Consider the following 15,294-nt stretch of genomic DNA (forward strand, 5'->3'; position numbering starts at 1 on the left):
TTTGAATTACAAATTATCACTTGCAAACCATTCTGCGAAGGAAGATTCTGTTTCTTGCAATTTTAAGGAAAAAAGATTAATGTTTTCGGGGAGTCGGCTAATGATTCTTTTAGAGAAATCGACCACCATATTTTCGCTTGTGGGTTGGTAATCGACTAAAATTACGTCATGTCCGCGTGCTTTTAATTCTTTTGCCAATTCGATATGTGGCGTTGTTTCGTTGAAAACAGTGGCGTGATCAAACTGGTCTACGATTTCCTCTTTGACAATTTTTTTTAGATCTGTAAAATCGATAACCATTCCAAATTTCACATCGTTTCTATCTACAATAGGCGTTCCTATTACCGTTACCGATAATTTATAACTATGTCCGTGAACGTTTTTACACTTCCCGTCATAACCGTATAAGGCGTGGCCGGTTTCGAAACTAAATTTTTTTGTGATTCTGATTTTGCTCATTCTGTTTTATTTTGACTGTAAATTTAATACATTCTACTTCTTATCGCCTGCTTTTTTTGCCCTATAATACATCCAATAGGCAACTCCAACCAATAAAACGAATGGAAGAAACGAGCCAATGAGGACTCCGGTTTCATAACTGCTGTCTGGCGCGACCTTTAATTTTTCGGTTATGTTTACTTGTATTAAAAGCAAGGCGAGGAGCGTCATTTTTTATTTTTTAAATTGACCTAATGCTGTCTTAGAAAAATCGGAAAGTAATAATTTCCCAGAAACCTCAGCTCTTTCATAAAGCAGCGTGTTCCAATTATCGGTTCCTTCCCAAAACATTTTTTTCATTTGGGTCAAAGCTTCGGGGTTATAATGGGCTAGTTTATTTGCGAAAGCCGAAGTTTCTATATCTAATTCAGCTGTAGTTTCAAATACTTTGGCATACAATCCTTTTTTATTTGCCCAAGAAGCCGATTTCCATTCGGTTTCCAAAGTCATTTCAGTCAGGGCACTTTTTCCAATTTTTCGGATAATGGCGGGCTCTATTACAAAGGGTCCAATTCCTATGGCGAGTTCCGATAATTTGATGTTGCTTCCGCTTGTTGCCAAAGCATAATCACAAGCGGCAGCAATTCCAACGCCACCACCCACGGCTTTACCGTGAATTCTTCCAATGATTATTTTCGAACAGCGGCGCATTGCATTTAACACATTAGCAAAACCCGAAAAGAATTTGGTGGCTTCTTCTAGATTTAAAATCGCTTTGAGTTCGTCAAAAGAGGCACCGGCACAAAATGCTCCAGAACCGCTACTTTTTAAAACAATCACCAAAACTTCAGGGTTATGGCTTAAACTATTAAGTTCGTTTGTTAAGCGGTCAAGCAAATCAGATGGAAAAGAATTACTCGCCGGATGCCCAAATTCAAGGGTTGCGACTTTGTTTGTGATTGTCGTTACGAGAATGCCGTTTGGGTTTTGATTTGTCATTTGAACAATTTTGATGTAAAGTTAAAAATATTAAGGAAAGCTTGTGCTTTTTTTTCGAATAGGATAGATTTGTTTTTTAGAATTTGCATTATAGTATTTTAATATGGTATATTTGCGGCCTAGTTTGGGGGATTAGCTCATTTGGCTAGAGCGCTTGCCTGGCAGGCAAGAGGTGGTCGGTTCGAATCCGATATTCTCCACCATTTTAATTAAATTGCTTACAACCCTTTTGAATTTCAAGAGGGTTTTTACATTTCAATCAATTTATTCTTTCGCCAACACAATATTGTGAATCTTTGTTTATTTTTGTTTGAACTAAAACAATTCTAATGAAAAAAATAATTTTAATGATGGTAGTATCTGCATCAGTAGTTTCGTTTGGCCAAAACTCAAAAGGGAGTGCTGTAAAATATCCACAAACAAAAAAAGGGGAAACTGTTGACGTTTATTTCGAAACTAAAGTTGCGGATCCTTATCGGTGGTTAGAAGATGACAAATCTGCTGAAACGGCAGCTTGGGTTATAGCGCAAAACAAAGTAACGTATGATTATTTATCTAAGATCCCTTTCCGAGAGGCTTTAAAATCTAGATTGGAAAAACTATGGAATTACGAAAAAATAAGTGCGCCTTTTAAAGAAGGAAATTACACGTATTATTATAAAAATAATGGATTGCAAAACCAATCTGTTTTGTATAGAAAAAACGTTAAAGAAATAGAAACGGTTTTTCTAGATCCCAATGCTTTTTCAAAGAAAGGAACTACCTCACTTGGGGGAGTAGATTTCTCTAAAGACGGTTCTAAAGTTGCCTATTCTATTTCAGAAGGAGGAAGCGATTGGAGAAAAATAATTCTAATGGATGCCCTTTCTAATAAAATTCTTTCAGACACATTGTTTGATGTTAAATTCAGTGGGGTATCGTGGAGGGGAAATGAAGGCTTTTACTATTCAAGTTATGACAAGCCCAAAGGAAGTGAATTATCAGCCAAAACAGACCAACATAAATTGTATTTTCATAAACTAGGAACCTCTCAAAATGAGGATGTGGTCATTTTTGGATTAAATCAAAAAAGAAGGTATGTTAGCGGGAATGTTACTGAAGATAATCATTACTTAGTGATTTCAGCAGCAAATTCTACTTATGGAAATGAATTGTATATTCAAGACCTAACTAAACCCGATAGCCCAATTATTACCATTGTTGACAATTTTGATAGTGACAGCAACATAATCGATAATGAGGGAGATACCTTGTTTATTGAAACCGACTTAAATGCGCCTAACAAACGCATCATTACCGTTGATGTAAATAAACCAAAAACAGAAAACTGGAAAGATTTTATTCCCGAAACAGAAAACGTACTTTCACCTACAACGGGTGGAGGTTATTTTTTTGCAAATTACATGAAAGATGCTATTTCGGTCATTAAACAATATGATTATTCCGGAAAACTTATTCGTGAAATACAATTACCTGGAGTTGGAACTGCGGGAGGATTTAGCGCAAAAAAAGCTGAAATCACACTTTATTATTCGTTTACTAATTACACTACACCAGGATCTATATTTGCTTTTGAACCAAATTCAGGAAAATCTGAAGTGTATGCAAAACCAAAAGTAGATTTTAAAAGCGAAGATTATATATCAACTCAGGTTTTTTACGCTTCCAAGGATGGAACTAAAATCCCAATGATAATCACTCACAAAAAAGGAGTTAAACTTAACGGAAAGAACCCTACAATTCTCTACGGGTATGGAGGATTCAACATCAGTCTAACACCAAGTTTTAGTATTGCAAATGCTGTTTGGCTGGAAAATGGAGGTGTATATGCTGTTGCTAATTTAAGAGGGGGAGGGGAATACGGTAAAAAATGGCATGATGCTGGAATCAAAATGAACAAGCAAAACGTTTTTGATGATTTTATTGCTGCTGCAGAATATTTAATCGCCAAAAAATATACTTCTTCTGATTTTCTTGCAATTCGTGGTGGTTCAAATGGCGGACTATTGGTTGGGGCAACTATGACCCAACGTCCAGATTTGATGAAAGTGGCGCTGCCTGCAGTAGGAGTAATGGACATGTTACGATATCATACTTTTACCTCTGGAGCAGGCTGGGCTTTTGATTATGGCACTTCTCAAGACAATAAGGAAATGTTCGAATATATAAAAGGATATTCACCAGTAAATAATGTTAAAAATGGAACACAGTATCCAGCCACGATGGTAACTACGGGGGATCATGATGACAGGGTAGTTCCTGCACATAGTTTTAAATTTGCTGCCGAGTTGCAAGAAAAACAAACAGGAACTAATCCGACACTTATTCGAATTGATGTCAATGCAGGTCACGGAGCAGGTAAATCAGTTGCCGCAACAATACAAGAAAATGCAGATATTCAATCATTTACACTATACAATATGGGTTTTAAAGAATTGCCAAAGTAGTAATTTAATAGGCTGATTCAAGTTATAATTAAATGTAATAATAGAAAAATTTTTCCCTATCGTTTTGCTAGGGTAATTTTTTCTATCGCTAATGTTCCATTTGTTTAGCCGGATCTTTTTCTTTTTTTATGCTAAATATAAAAAACAAATGAAGTCTAGCATGCCTAAAATAAAAAAACAGTGTTTTTACAAAATCCATTTTTAATATAGATCTAAAGACACTTACTATTTTTAGTGTCTTTATGTAAATTTAATACAATAAGAAAGGGAAGGGTTTTTTATCAAGTCTAAAATATTATTTATTTTCTAAACAAAATCAAAAATAATAATTGTATTTTTATAAAATAGTAGTCCAATTCAAAAATACAACATTGAAGCAATTTTCTCTTTTCTTGGTAGTTATCCTTTTTAATTCCTGTCAGTATTTCGAAAAACAAGTACCTTCGGAAAAGGAATTGTTGCAAAAGGAATTGAAAGCCATCAATTGGAAAGAAGTCGACGAATTTCCATCGGTTGCTGATTGTGAAAAAATTGAAAACAAACCCCAACGTCAACAATGTTTTTTTGAATATATGACGGCGCTAATTCAACACAAATTAAGTGTTGATACCTTATCGATACTCTATCCTGAACTCGATACAATCCAAGTGAAAGTTACTATTTATCCAAACTCAAGAATTATATTTGAGCCCTTATTTTCCAAAGATTCCGTTGCTTATGATACCGTAAAAATTGACAGTATTCTTAAAGTCCGCTTGGTTGGTTTTCCAAAAATAAATCCTGCAATAAAAAGAGGAATCCCAGTAAAAACGCAGTTTATTCTCCCCGTTATACTCAAAGTAGAGTAGTTATTTGTTATCCTGAGCGCAGTCGAAGGATGGAACTATTTCCAGCTATACGTTGCAATCTTTATGTTTTTAAATAAAAAACATAAAGGATTTCCACTTCTATCTGGGCTAGGGATTTTGCAATTTAAAACCGTCTTCCCTTCCATTCGTATTTTCCAAACAAGGAATACAAAGCCACGCTTACACTGAAAAATGGATACAATAAACTTCCCAAAATCAAATAATGTAGGGGGGTTTTAGTTAAGAAACAATTTGCCTTGTAAATCAAAACTGCATCCACAAAAAACTTTAAAAGAAACAGTAGAACTATATTTTGAAAAGAAAGCAAACCCAATACCAAACATCCAACGCCCATTACCCAACATAAATTCCCAAAAAAAACCACCAAGCCCAAACCAAGTCCAAACCTGCTTTTGTAAGAACTTGTTTTTGAAGCCCAACGCACTCTTTGATGAAATAAGGATTTCCAATCATCCATAGGTTTTGTGAGTACAATATTATTTTTGGATTTTAAATAATGAACTTTCTCGGGAAATTTCGCAATGGCTTTTTGTAAAATAAAAATATCATCGCCACTGGCGATACGATTATTCCCGTCAAATCCGCCCAGTTTTTCAAAGAGCAATTTCGTGTAAGCTAAGTTGGCACCATTGTACATAAATCCTTTTTCAAGTCCAAAGCTACCAATCGTTGCTCCTTGTAAACTTGCCAAATCCAATTGCTGAAAATGATGCAAAAAGGGCCTCTCACAATCATAAGTCACCGCGCCAGCAATCATCGATACTTCGTGATTTTGAATGTAATTATCTAAAGTTAACAACCAGTTTTCATAGACCCCACAATCCGCATCAGTCGTTATAATCCAGTCCGTTTTTACGAATTGCATTGCTGTTGTAATCGCATCTTTTTTGGGCGAATTCGAAAAACGAATATTTTTTATGACCGAAACTTTAAACTTTAAGCCCTTCATTAGAACAATCATCCGCCAGAATAACCTCAAACAAATCAATCGGATAATTCAATTTCGAAAAACTGTTTAAAAGATTGGGCAGATTTTCGGCTTCATTCCGAAAAGGAACGATAATCGTAAACTTGGTTTTTGGGTTTAGTCTAAGACAATCAAAGGAATTAACTTTTGTAAATCCATAAATAAGAGCAACTATTGCCATGCAATATATTGTTATGATTGTGTATAAAACAAAAGTCATTGTTCTGTTTTTATTTTAAAATTCAGCACATAATAACTACCAATAATAACAGGTAAAACCACGTTTAAAAACCACATTAAAGTGCTTATGAAAACTACAATCCATTCGTTGACGCCCAGAATCCCAAAGAAATAGACGGCAACACTTCCTTTAACGGCAAAGTCTAGAAACTGAAATGTGGGTAATGAAGATGCCAAAAAATAGACACTTGCAATGGCGGCCATCATTGTTAAATAAGGCAAATTAACATCAAAAGCCAGAAACAGAAAATAGTATTGATGCGAAAAAACCATGTAGCGGCAAACAGCCAAAAAGATATTTTTTTGATGAATCGATTTTGGAATTTCATTAATCTTATAAATTAGTTTTTCGATGGAATAGCCTTTGATTTTAAATTTTTTTAATCCAAAGCCGAAAATCCAAAGAGCGAAACTTGAAAACAAAATCACTAAAACCCAAAACCCATAACCTAAAATCCATAGTCCAATTGTTCCGAAAAAAACCGACAAAATCAGTTGGATTCCGTTGCAAATTAAATTTAAGAATATAATTTTTTTAGCATAAATTTTTTCGAAAAACAATACTTTTCCTGCATATTCACCCACTCCGTTTGGGGTAAATAATCCAGCGGTTAGTGCGCCAAGAACTTGTTTGGTTGCTTCCGGTAAAGTAATTTCGCGGAGATATGAAACCAAGTTTTGCCATTTCAAAATTTCGAAAAAACGATTCAAAACACTCAACAACAAGATAAAACTGATTCCAATTATGGATTGATTTTTTTGGAATAGAAAAATAAATTTCTCCCAATCGAGTTTGGCGTTATTCGCCAATTGGCTATAAATAAAATAAAATGCACCGCCAACAATCAAAAGTTTGATAAGAAGTACAAGGAATTGTTTAGCTTTGTGAGATATTGAAATCATTAGTGCAAAGTAACAAAACTTTAAACTTTGAACTTTAAACTTTAAACAAATCTTTTGGCAAACGAACGCATCATATTAGGAATTGACCCCGGAACTACCATTATGGGTTTTGGTTTGATAAAAGTAGTCGGGAAAAACATGCATTTTATTCAACTCAACGAATTGCAATTGTCTAAATACGACAACCATTATCAAAAGCTGAAAATCATTTTCGAACGCACCATCGAGTTAATCGACACCCATAATCCAGATGAAATAGCGATTGAAGCACCCTTTTTCGGCAAGAATGTGCAATCAATGTTGAAATTAGGAAGAGCACAAGGCGTGGCAATGGCGGCGGGACTTTCAAGAGATATTCCTATTACGGAATATGAACCCAAGAAAATAAAAATGGCAATTACCGGTAACGGGAACGCCAGCAAAGAACAAGTTGCCAAAATGCTCCAACAATTATTAGGCTTAAAAGAATTGCCCAAAAATCTGGATTCAACAGATGGATTGGCTGCGGCAGTTTGTCATTTTTTCAATTCCGGAAAAGTGGTTGGTGAGAAAAGTTATACTGGCTGGGATGCTTTTGTGAAGCAGAATGAGGAACGAGTTAAAAAATGAGCGGAATCTACATCCATATTCCTTTTTGCAAGCAGGCTTGCCATTACTGTGACTTTCATTTTTCGACTTCAATGAAGAAGAAGGACGAGATGATTTTGGCTTTGGCCAAGGAATTGCAGATGCGAAAAAGCGAGTTTGAAAACGAAATTGTTGAAACCATTTATTTCGGTGGAGGAACGCCAAGTGTCTTAACAACTGCCGAAATCAAATTTTTGATTGATGCGGTTTATGAAAATTACCCTGTTGCTGAAAATCCCGAAATCACGCTCGAAGCCAATCCGGATGATTTATCCAAAGAACGAATAATCAAATTGTCTCAAAGTCCAATTAATCGTTTAAGCATTGGGGTTCAATCCTTCTTTGAAGAAGATTTAACGATGATGAACCGAGCGCACAATTCGGCGGAAGCCAAAAAATGCTTGGAAGAAGCAACAAAATATTTCGACAATATTTCCCTCGATTTGATTTACGGAATTCCGGACTCGAGCCAGAATGGCAAACAGGCGAAGCAAATGAGCAATAAAAAATGGAAACAGAATATCGAAACGGCTTTATCTTTTGGTATCCCTCACATTTCAAGTTATGCCTTGACTGTCGAACCTAAAACGGCTTTAAGCAAACTCATTCAAACCGGAAAAATTGCCAAACCCAAAGATGAAGTTGCTGAGGAACATTTTCAAATTTTGGTTGAAACTCTTGAAAAGAATGATTTTATCCATTATGAATTGTCGAATTTTGGGAAGAAAGATTATTTTTCAAAGAACAATTCGGCCTATTGGTTGGGCAAAAAATATCTTGGTATTGGACCTTCGGCACACAGTTATGATGGGATTTCACGAAGGTGGAATGTTTCGAATAATGCGATTTATTTGAAAACTTTGGGAGAAAACAAATTACCCAATGAAACTGAAATTTTATCAAAAACCGACCGTTATAACGAATATATTATGACAGGTTTGCGAACCATCTGGGGTATTTCTTTGGATAGAATTGAGAACGAATTCGGAAGTGAGTATTTGAATTATTTGAACAATCAAACCGACAAACATATTAAAAATAACGTACTCGAAATCGTTACTTCGAGTGATTTCGTTTTTGGGCGAAATCGTATCGAGAAGACTTTACGAACCACTAAAAAAGGTAAATTTTTGACTGACGGAATTGCGAGTGATTTGTTTTTGGTAAATTTTAAATAACATACTTAAATGAATTTAGAATTTTTCTACGAATATAGCCTATCTAAAAAAGGCGTAACCGAACATTTTCCTTTCGACAAGGACACTTTGGTGTTTAAAGTAGGTAAAAAAATGGTTGCTTTATCGTCATTTAATCCAATAGGAAAAAGACGAGCCAAAAGTAAATTTAAAATGTGACCCAGATTATGCCCAAGAATTACGAGCGCAATATGACGACATCAAACCGGGATATCACATGAGCAAAATTCTTTGGAATACAGTTGCAATAAATAGGGAGGTTGAAGGTAGTTTGTTAAAAAATTAATAGATGATTCCTACGGATCGGTATTCAAAAGTTTAACAAAAAAAATCAAAATGAAATTTTTGACCCGAGGTAAAAAATTTACCGAATAGGCGAAGCAATTAGATAATTAGGTATTACTTTTGCTGGAAAAAACCTATCTAATAGAAATCATGAAAGATCAAATAAAAAAATTTCTTAACGAAGAACAAGACCCAAAAGCCATTGAAAAAATCACTTCTAAACTGAATGATTTATTGATGAAAAACGAGGAAATAGGGTGCATTGCTGTGCAGAAAAACCAGCAATTACGGTTCTTCCGGATAGTATTGTGATGACGAACAAACGAATTATTATTTGTCAGCCAAAAAATCTAGGTCTTACAATGAATTTTACCGATTTTACTTGGGACGAAATTGAAGGAACATTTGTAAAAGAAAACATCTTAGGCTCTGAGTTTTCATTTTCGACTAAAACAGATCTGCAAGTTTCTATTGATTATATCCCAAAGATTCAAGCCAGAAAAATTTTTACATATGCCAAAGAACAATTGGATATTTTGAAAAATGGAGTTATAATAAATGAAATTCAAATTATTGAAGAAGCACCAGTTTTCGAAATAATTGAAGAAATTGTAACTGAAGAAGTAATAAATTATGCTGAAATTATTCCAATTAATTCAAACTATTCAGAGACTAAAATTGAAAAATTAGCCTCAGCTTCCGAAAATAAATTAAGTGAATTGTCTCAAAACGACCTTTTTGATAAACTTCAAAACTATAAAAAACTCCTTGACAATGGGTTAATTTTACAAGGAGAATACGACGCTTTTAAAAAAGAAATACTAAGTTTGATGTAGTTCGACTTATTAAAATAATAAGCCCCAACAATTTTTGATTTGTTGGGGCTTTTTTAATAAAAAGGGTCCCGTTTTTAGCGCGACTCTTCTTGTGTTTGAATTAATAATAACTAAATCAGCGGCGCTCCTTCCATAATTTCTGGATTGGCAAACTCTTCAAATTTGGCAAAATTAGCTTTGAACTTTTCAGCTAATTCTAATGCTTTTATATCATATAGGCTGGAATCTTTCCAAGTGTTTCTTGGGTTTAATATTTCGCTGGGAACATTCGGACAAGATTGTGGTTTTGCGATACCAAATACGGGATGATTTTCATATTCTACATGGTCTAATGCTCCGTTTAATGCTGCCGTAATCATTGCTCGTGTGTATTTCAATTTCATCCGACTTCCGGTGCCATAGGCTCCGCCAGTCCACCCAGTGTTGATGAGCCAAACTTTCACATTGGCATCTTTCATTTTTTTACTTAACATTTCGGCATATTTCGTAGGATGCAAAGGCATAAAAGGCGCTCCAAAACAAGCCGAAAAATTGGGTTGAGGTTCAGTAACTCCTGCTTCGGTTCCTGCTACTTTTGCTGTATATCCAGAAATAAAATGATATGCAGCTTGTCCAGGCGTTAACTTAGATATTGGAGGTAAAATCCCAAAAGAATCAGCAGTTAGGAAGAATATATTTTTTGGGTTTTTTCCAATGGAATCCTTCTGAATGTTGTCAATATGATTGATTGGATAACTTACTCTAGTATTTGGAGTTATGGAAATGTCTTGAAAATCCACCTCGTTAGTACCTTTTTTGAAAACAACATTTTCTAAAACAGCTCCTTTTTTTATGGATCTAAAGATTTCAGGTTCGTTCTCTTCGCTTAGATTGACCACTTTCGCATAGCATCCTCCTTCAAAATTGAAAACTGTATTTTCATTTGTCCAGCCATGTTCGTCATCTCCAATTAGTTTACGGGCAGGATCAGCAGATAAAGTTGTTTTGCCTGTTCCAGATAATCCAAAGAAAATTGCGGTATCGCCTTCATCTCCTACATTTGCACTGCAATGCATTGGCAAAGTGTTTTTGAAAACAGGAAGAATAAAATTCAATCCAGAAAACATTCCTTTTTTCATTTCTCCAGTGTAGCCAGTCCCGCCAATTAATACAATTTTTTTGGTGAAATCTAATATGGCAAAATTGCCTTGGCGTGTTCCATCGACTTCAGGATTTGCAATAAAACTTGGAACACAAATCAATGTCCATTCGGGAGAAAAATCTTCCAGTTCCTCTGTTTTTGGCCTTAAAAACATATTGAAGCAAAACAGATTTGCCCAAGCAGTTTCAGTAACTACGCGAATATTAAGTTTGTAGTTCGAGTCTGCACAAACATAAGAGTCTCTTACAAACACTTCTTTTCCGGACAAATAGGTGGTAACTTTATTATATAATTTTTCAAAAGCTTCTGGGTCAAAAGGGATGTTGACTTTTCCCCACCAAACTTTATCTTCAGTAATGTTGTCTTTTACTATGAATCGATCCAGTGGTGATCGTCCCGTAAATTCCCCAGTATTAATTGCTAAAGCTCCTGTCGAATTTTCGATTCCTTGATTTGATTTCAAGGTGATTTCGTGTAATTCTTGGGCAGATAATTGATAATTAATGATTGCGTTTTCGATTCCAATATTTTTTAACGAAATCGATTTCGTATTCAAAGCGTAATTGTCCATAAATTTGTGTGTTGTGTGTTTAATTTATTTGGCGCAAAAGTAGAAATTATAATTCAGGATAGGAATTATTTATCCTAATTTTATGATTTTTTATTTACAATATTAAATAATAAAACGGCCCAAGCCAGTATTAACAAGACTCCGCCAATAGGAGTTGCAAATCCTATAATTCTAAAGTCAAATGCTGTAATGTTATTTGTTGCCAATAGATAAATGGAACCCGAAAAGGAAAAAATTCCAAAAACTACTAAATAGTAGATGGTTTTCATTGTTTTTTGAGAAAGTTTATTTATCGTCCCAATGAACAATAAAAATAGCGCGTGATACATTTGATATTTTACTCCAGTTTCGAAAGTAGAAAGTTCTTCTATTGACAAAACATTTTTTAAAGCGTGTGCTCCAAATGCTCCTAAAATGATTGCGAACATTCCGAAAATTGCAGCTGTGAAAATAATTTTTTTGTCCATTATGTAATTTAATTTTATACAAAAATATCTCTTTAATATTAAAGAGAAAAAATTTTAACGTTACTTTTTGTTTCCTGTAATTGAAATCGTTTTAATTTAAAATCACTTTCCGTTTGTTACAAATACAACAATTATATATATTTGTGTTATATTTATATAATTATGAGAACAATTCTAATCATTGGAGCCGGAAGATCAGCTTCCTCCCTAATTCAATATCTTCTAAACAAATCAGATAAAGAAAATTTACATCTTATTATTGGAGATTTAGCATTGGCTTCAGCTCAAAACAAAACAAATTATCATCCGAATGCCACTGCGATAGCTTTAGATGTTTTTGACAAGAATCAAAGAAATATAGCCATTAAAAATGCAGATATTGTTATTTCGATGTTGCCGGCGCATCTTCATATTGAAGTTGCAAAGGATTGTATTGTATATAAAAAACACATGGTTACAGCATCCTATATTAGTGATGCAATGCAAGAATTGGATGTTTTGGCCAAGGAAAACAATTTAATTTTTATGAATGAAATTGGTCTTGATCCAGGAATTGACCATATGAGCGCAATGAAAGTAATCAATGAAATCAGGGCAAAAGGAGGGAAAATGCTTTTGTTCGAATCTTTTTGCGGAGGTTTGGTAGCCCCGGAATCAGACACGAATCTTTGGAATTATAAATTTACTTGGGCGCCACGAAATGTTGTTCTTGCAGGACAAGGAGGCGCAGCAAAATTCCTTCAAGAAGGAGCGTATAAATATATTCCGTATTGGAATTTGTTTCGCAGAACCGAATTTTTGGAAGTCGAAGGCTATGGCAGATTTGAAGCCTATTCGAACAGAGATTCGCTAAAATATCTAGATATTTACGGATTGAAAAAAATCCTTACTTTATATCGAGGAACTATTCGTAGAGTTGGTTTTTCTAAAGCTTGGAATATGTTTGTTCAACTTGGGATGACCGATGACAGCTACATCATGGAAGATTCCGAGAATATGAGTTACCGACAATTCGTTAATTCTTTCTTGCCCTATCATCCAACGGATTCTGTTGAAAGTAAGATGCGTTTGATTTTGAAAATTGACCAAGATGATATTATGTGGGACAAACTTTTGGAACTGGATTTATTCAACCGCAACAAAAAAGTGGGTTTAAAAAATGCTAGTCCAGCCCAGATTCTTGAAAAAATCCTTGGAGACAGTTGGACACTTCAGCCCAAGGACAAGGATATGATTGTAATGTATCACAAATTTGGATATGAAATAAACGGCAAAAAAGAACAAATTGATTCCAAAATGGTTTGCCTTGGCGAAAATCAAACCTATACTGCAATGGCGAAAACGGTTGGTTTACCAGTTGCGATGGCAACATTGTTAATCTTGAACGGCAAGATTAAAACTCCTGGTGTTCAACTCCCAATTCGGGAGGAAGTGTACTTGCCTATTTTGAAAGAATTAGAAGAATATGGTGTTGTTTTCAAAGAGGAAGCAGTGTCTTATTTGGGTTATAATCCTGATAAATAGTTTAAGATGTTTTACAAAAAATCCGCTCATTTCATTTTAAACGAACGGCTTAAAAAATAGTAAACCTCAAAGATTTTAGAAAACTTTGAGGTTTGGATTATTTGCTCAACTCCACAAAATATTTGTAAAACAACGGAATCGTTTCTATTCCTTTCAAGTAATTAAATATCCCAAAATGTTCGTTTGGTGAGTGAATCGCATCGCTATCCAAACCAAAACCCATCAAGATGGTTTTGCTTTTTAGTTCTTTTTCGAACAAGGCAACGATTGGAATACTTCCTCCAGAACGTACCGGAATGGCAGGAACTCCAAAGGTTTCGGTATAGGCTTTGTTGGCGGCTTTGTAGCCAATGCTGTCCGTCGGGGTTACATAACCTTGTCCACCATGATGTGGTTTTACTTTCACGGTAACTCCGGATGGAGCAATGCTGATGAAATGTTTGGTGAACAATTCTGTGATTTCCACCCAATCTTGATTTGGAACTAATCGCATCGAAATTTTGGCGAAAGCCTGACTTGCAATAACGGTTTTGGCTCCTTCGCCAGTGTATCCTCCCCAAATTCCGTTCACGTCGAGTGTTGGTCTGATGGAATTTCTTTCATTGGTTACATAACCTTTTTCTCCATAGACATCATTTAAGTCCAATGCCTTTTTGTAGTCTTCTAAATTGAAAGGTGCTTTTGCCATTTCAGCTCTTTCTTCAGTAGATAATTCTTGTACTTTGTCATAAAAACCTGGAATGGTAATGCGATTGTTTTCGTCGTGAAGGGAAGCAATCATTTTTGCTAAAATATTTATGGGATTTGCTACAGTGCCTCCATACAATCCGGAATGCAAGTCGCGATTGGGGCCTGTAACTTCGACTTCTACGTAACTCAGACCCCGTAATCCAGTCGTGATAGAAGGTTGTTGATTGGAAATCATTCCTGTATCAGAAATTAAAATTACGTCGCATTTTAGTTTTTCTTGATTGCGTTCTACAAACCAACTCAAACTTTTGGAACCAATTTCCTCTTCGCCTTCAATCATAAATTTCACGTTGCACGGCAAAGTATTCGATTGAATCATATATTCCAAAGCTTTTACGTGCATATACATTTGGCCTTTGTCATCGCAAGAACCGCGAGCAAAAATGGCTCCTTCTGGATGAATTTCGGTTTTTTTGATAACAGGTTCAAAAGGAGGGGATGTCCATAATTCTATAGGATCTGCTGGTTGCACATCGTAATGTCCATAAACTAAAATCGTAGGTAAACTAGGGTCAATTGTTTTTTCACCATAGACAATTGGGTTTCCGGGAGTATCGCAAATTTCGACAAAATCACAACCTGCTTTTTCCAAACTTAGTTTCACGACATTGGCCGTATTGATAATGTCTTTGTGGCAAGCAGCATCTGCGCTTACCGAAGGAATTTTTAATAATGCGATTAATTCGCTGATGAAACGGTCTTTATGTTGCTGAACGTATGATTTTATAGTTTCCATAATTTGTTGTTTTTTATAGTTTCAAAAGTACAATAAAGAGACTAAATATTTTTGAATAATTTTCTTTGAAAGTTAGAAGATATGCTTATATTTGCACTCACAATTGCTAACGCCTGTTCGCAATAAATTGCTCGGGTTTGCGGGTATGGTGAAATTGGTAGACATGCCAGACTTAGGATCTGGTGCCGCAAGGCGTGTAGGTTCGAGTCCTATTACCCGCACAAAAAAAGCTTCTCTATTGAGAAGCTTTTTTTATACCCTGACAGTGTGCTTTTGACCACCTTTATAAATTTTTTCA

The 15,294-nt window shown here is 35.1% G+C and carries 14 protein-coding genes, 2 tRNA genes and 2 pseudogenes; 9 read left to right on the forward strand and 9 right to left on the reverse strand.

The window, feature by feature from the left end:
* Positions 1-6: 6 nt before the first annotated feature.
* Genes AABM59_RS02265 through AABM59_RS02275 form a run of 3 tightly spaced genes read right to left on the reverse strand, consistent with a single transcriptional unit; the run spans position 7 to position 1,437 of the window.
* Positions 7-459 (reverse strand): 6-carboxytetrahydropterin synthase, encoded by a 453-nt coding sequence (locus AABM59_RS02265; RefSeq protein WP_338407360.1) that lies wholly within the window; start codon positions 457-459, stop codon positions 7-9.
* Between the two features lie 33 nt (positions 460-492).
* Positions 493-669, reverse strand: a complete 177-nt coding sequence (locus tag AABM59_RS02270; protein WP_338407361.1) for a hypothetical protein — start codon at positions 667-669, stop codon at positions 493-495.
* A 3-nt stretch (positions 670-672) separates the two neighbouring features.
* Positions 673-1,437: an enoyl-CoA hydratase/isomerase family protein gene (locus AABM59_RS02275; protein WP_338407362.1), complete on the reverse strand. Its 765-nt coding sequence runs from the start codon at positions 1,435-1,437 to the stop codon at positions 673-675.
* 126 nt (positions 1,438-1,563) lie between these two features.
* Between AABM59_RS02275 and AABM59_RS02280 the strand changes: the two genes are divergently transcribed.
* The 3 genes from AABM59_RS02280 (at position 1,564) to AABM59_RS02290 (ending at position 4,732) form a co-directional block, all read left to right on the forward strand.
* A tRNA-Ala gene (locus AABM59_RS02280) sits at positions 1,564-1,640 on the forward strand.
* 126 nt (positions 1,641-1,766) lie between these two features.
* Complete coding sequence (locus tag AABM59_RS02285; RefSeq protein WP_338407363.1) at positions 1,767-3,884, forward strand: prolyl oligopeptidase family serine peptidase; 2,118 nt, start codon at positions 1,767-1,769, stop codon at positions 3,882-3,884.
* Positions 3,885-4,255: 371 nt separating this feature from the next.
* Complete coding sequence (locus AABM59_RS02290) at positions 4,256-4,732, forward strand: hypothetical protein (protein WP_338407364.1); 477 nt, start codon at positions 4,256-4,258, stop codon at positions 4,730-4,732.
* A gap of 124 nt (positions 4,733-4,856) precedes the next feature.
* On the opposite strand, the gene AABM59_RS02295 is transcribed toward AABM59_RS02290, so the two are convergent.
* The 3 genes from AABM59_RS02295 to AABM59_RS02305 all read right to left on the reverse strand — a co-directional run bounded on the left by AABM59_RS02295 (position 4,857) and on the right by AABM59_RS02305 (position 6,863).
* A complete protein-coding gene (locus tag AABM59_RS02295) occupies positions 4,857-5,618 on the reverse strand; it encodes a glycosyltransferase family 2 protein (protein WP_338407365.1) in 762 nt (253 codons plus the stop codon).
* Positions 5,619-5,682: 64 nt separating this feature from the next.
* Complete coding sequence (locus AABM59_RS02300) at positions 5,683-5,901, reverse strand: glycosyltransferase (protein WP_338407366.1); 219 nt, start codon at positions 5,899-5,901, stop codon at positions 5,683-5,685.
* 35 nt (positions 5,902-5,936) lie between these two features.
* Positions 5,937-6,863 carry a hypothetical protein gene (locus AABM59_RS02305; protein WP_338407367.1) on the reverse strand — a complete coding sequence of 309 codons (927 nt, stop codon included), beginning with the start codon at positions 6,861-6,863 and terminating at the stop codon, positions 5,937-5,939.
* A 54-nt stretch (positions 6,864-6,917) separates the two neighbouring features.
* Here AABM59_RS02305 and ruvC point away from each other — a divergent pair, with 54 nt between their 5' ends.
* From ruvC to AABM59_RS02325, 4 genes and pseudogenes are all read left to right on the forward strand, one after another.
* Complete coding sequence (ruvC, locus tag AABM59_RS02310; protein ID WP_338407368.1) at positions 6,918-7,472, forward strand: crossover junction endodeoxyribonuclease RuvC; 555 nt, start codon at positions 6,918-6,920, stop codon at positions 7,470-7,472.
* Positions 7,469-8,668 carry a radical SAM family heme chaperone HemW gene (gene hemW / locus AABM59_RS02315; RefSeq protein ID WP_338407369.1) on the forward strand — a complete coding sequence of 400 codons (1,200 nt, stop codon included), beginning with the start codon at positions 7,469-7,471 and terminating at the stop codon, positions 8,666-8,668. The genes ruvC and hemW overlap by 4 nt, the downstream gene beginning before the upstream one ends.
* 9 nt (positions 8,669-8,677) lie before the next feature.
* Positions 8,678-9,061, forward strand: a pseudogene (locus tag AABM59_RS02320) (MmcQ/YjbR family DNA-binding protein).
* 60 nt (positions 9,062-9,121) lie between these two features.
* A pseudogene (locus AABM59_RS02325) lies at positions 9,122-9,807 on the forward strand (PH domain-containing protein).
* A gap of 110 nt (positions 9,808-9,917) precedes the next feature.
* Here the strand turns inward: AABM59_RS02325 and pckA are convergent.
* Together pckA and AABM59_RS02335 are read right to left on the reverse strand one after the other, a co-directional pair.
* Positions 9,918-11,519 (reverse strand): phosphoenolpyruvate carboxykinase (ATP), encoded by a 1,602-nt coding sequence (gene pckA / locus AABM59_RS02330; RefSeq protein WP_338407370.1) that lies wholly within the window; start codon positions 11,517-11,519, stop codon positions 9,918-9,920.
* An 80-nt stretch (positions 11,520-11,599) separates the two neighbouring features.
* Positions 11,600-11,986: a DUF423 domain-containing protein gene (locus tag AABM59_RS02335; protein ID WP_338407371.1), complete on the reverse strand. Its 387-nt coding sequence runs from the start codon at positions 11,984-11,986 to the stop codon at positions 11,600-11,602.
* 162 nt (positions 11,987-12,148) lie between these two features.
* Between AABM59_RS02335 and AABM59_RS02340 the strand changes: the two genes are divergently transcribed.
* Positions 12,149-13,510, forward strand: a complete 1,362-nt coding sequence (locus AABM59_RS02340; protein WP_338407372.1) for a saccharopine dehydrogenase C-terminal domain-containing protein — start codon at positions 12,149-12,151, stop codon at positions 13,508-13,510.
* A gap of 97 nt (positions 13,511-13,607) precedes the next feature.
* On the opposite strand, the gene AABM59_RS02345 is transcribed toward AABM59_RS02340, so the two are convergent.
* Positions 13,608-14,996 (reverse strand): dipeptidase, encoded by a 1,389-nt coding sequence (locus AABM59_RS02345; RefSeq protein ID WP_338407373.1) that lies wholly within the window; start codon positions 14,994-14,996, stop codon positions 13,608-13,610.
* Between the two features lie 139 nt (positions 14,997-15,135).
* Between AABM59_RS02345 and AABM59_RS02350 the strand changes: the two genes are divergently transcribed.
* A tRNA-Leu gene (locus AABM59_RS02350) sits at positions 15,136-15,217 on the forward strand.
* Positions 15,218-15,294: the final 77 nt, after the last annotated feature.

This window comes from uncultured Flavobacterium sp. (assembly GCF_963925185.1).
Classification (GTDB): Bacteria; Bacteroidota; Bacteroidia; order Flavobacteriales; family Flavobacteriaceae; genus Flavobacterium.

Excerpts from the sequence above, each read along its gene's own strand:
- AABM59_RS02340 (WP_338407372.1), top strand. The coding sequence starts at position 12,149 with ATGAGAACAATTCTAATCATTGGAGCCGGAAGATCAGCTTCCTCCCTA.
- AABM59_RS02300 (WP_338407366.1), bottom strand. The coding sequence starts at position 5,901 with ATGGCAATAGTTGCTCTTATTTATGGATTTACAAAAGTTAATTCCTTT.
- AABM59_RS02335 (WP_338407371.1), bottom strand. The coding sequence starts at position 11,986 with ATGGACAAAAAAATTATTTTCACAGCTGCAATTTTCGGAATGTTCGCA.
- AABM59_RS02295 (WP_338407365.1), bottom strand. The coding sequence starts at position 5,618 with ATGCAATTCGTAAAAACGGACTGGATTATAACGACTGATGCGGATTGT.
- hemW (WP_338407369.1), top strand. The coding sequence starts at position 7,469 with ATGAGCGGAATCTACATCCATATTCCTTTTTGCAAGCAGGCTTGCCAT.
- AABM59_RS02275 (WP_338407362.1), bottom strand. The coding sequence starts at position 1,437 with ATGACAAATCAAAACCCAAACGGCATTCTCGTAACGACAATCACAAAC.
- AABM59_RS02265 (WP_338407360.1), bottom strand. The coding sequence starts at position 459 with ATGAGCAAAATCAGAATCACAAAAAAATTTAGTTTCGAAACCGGCCAC.
- AABM59_RS02285 (WP_338407363.1), top strand. The coding sequence starts at position 1,767 with ATGAAAAAAATAATTTTAATGATGGTAGTATCTGCATCAGTAGTTTCG.
- AABM59_RS02305 (WP_338407367.1), bottom strand. The coding sequence starts at position 6,863 with ATGATTTCAATATCTCACAAAGCTAAACAATTCCTTGTACTTCTTATC.
- AABM59_RS02270 (WP_338407361.1), bottom strand. The coding sequence starts at position 669 with ATGACGCTCCTCGCCTTGCTTTTAATACAAGTAAACATAACCGAAAAA.
- pckA (WP_338407370.1), bottom strand. The coding sequence starts at position 11,519 with ATGGACAATTACGCTTTGAATACGAAATCGATTTCGTTAAAAAATATT.
- AABM59_RS02345 (WP_338407373.1), bottom strand. The coding sequence starts at position 14,996 with ATGGAAACTATAAAATCATACGTTCAGCAACATAAAGACCGTTTCATC.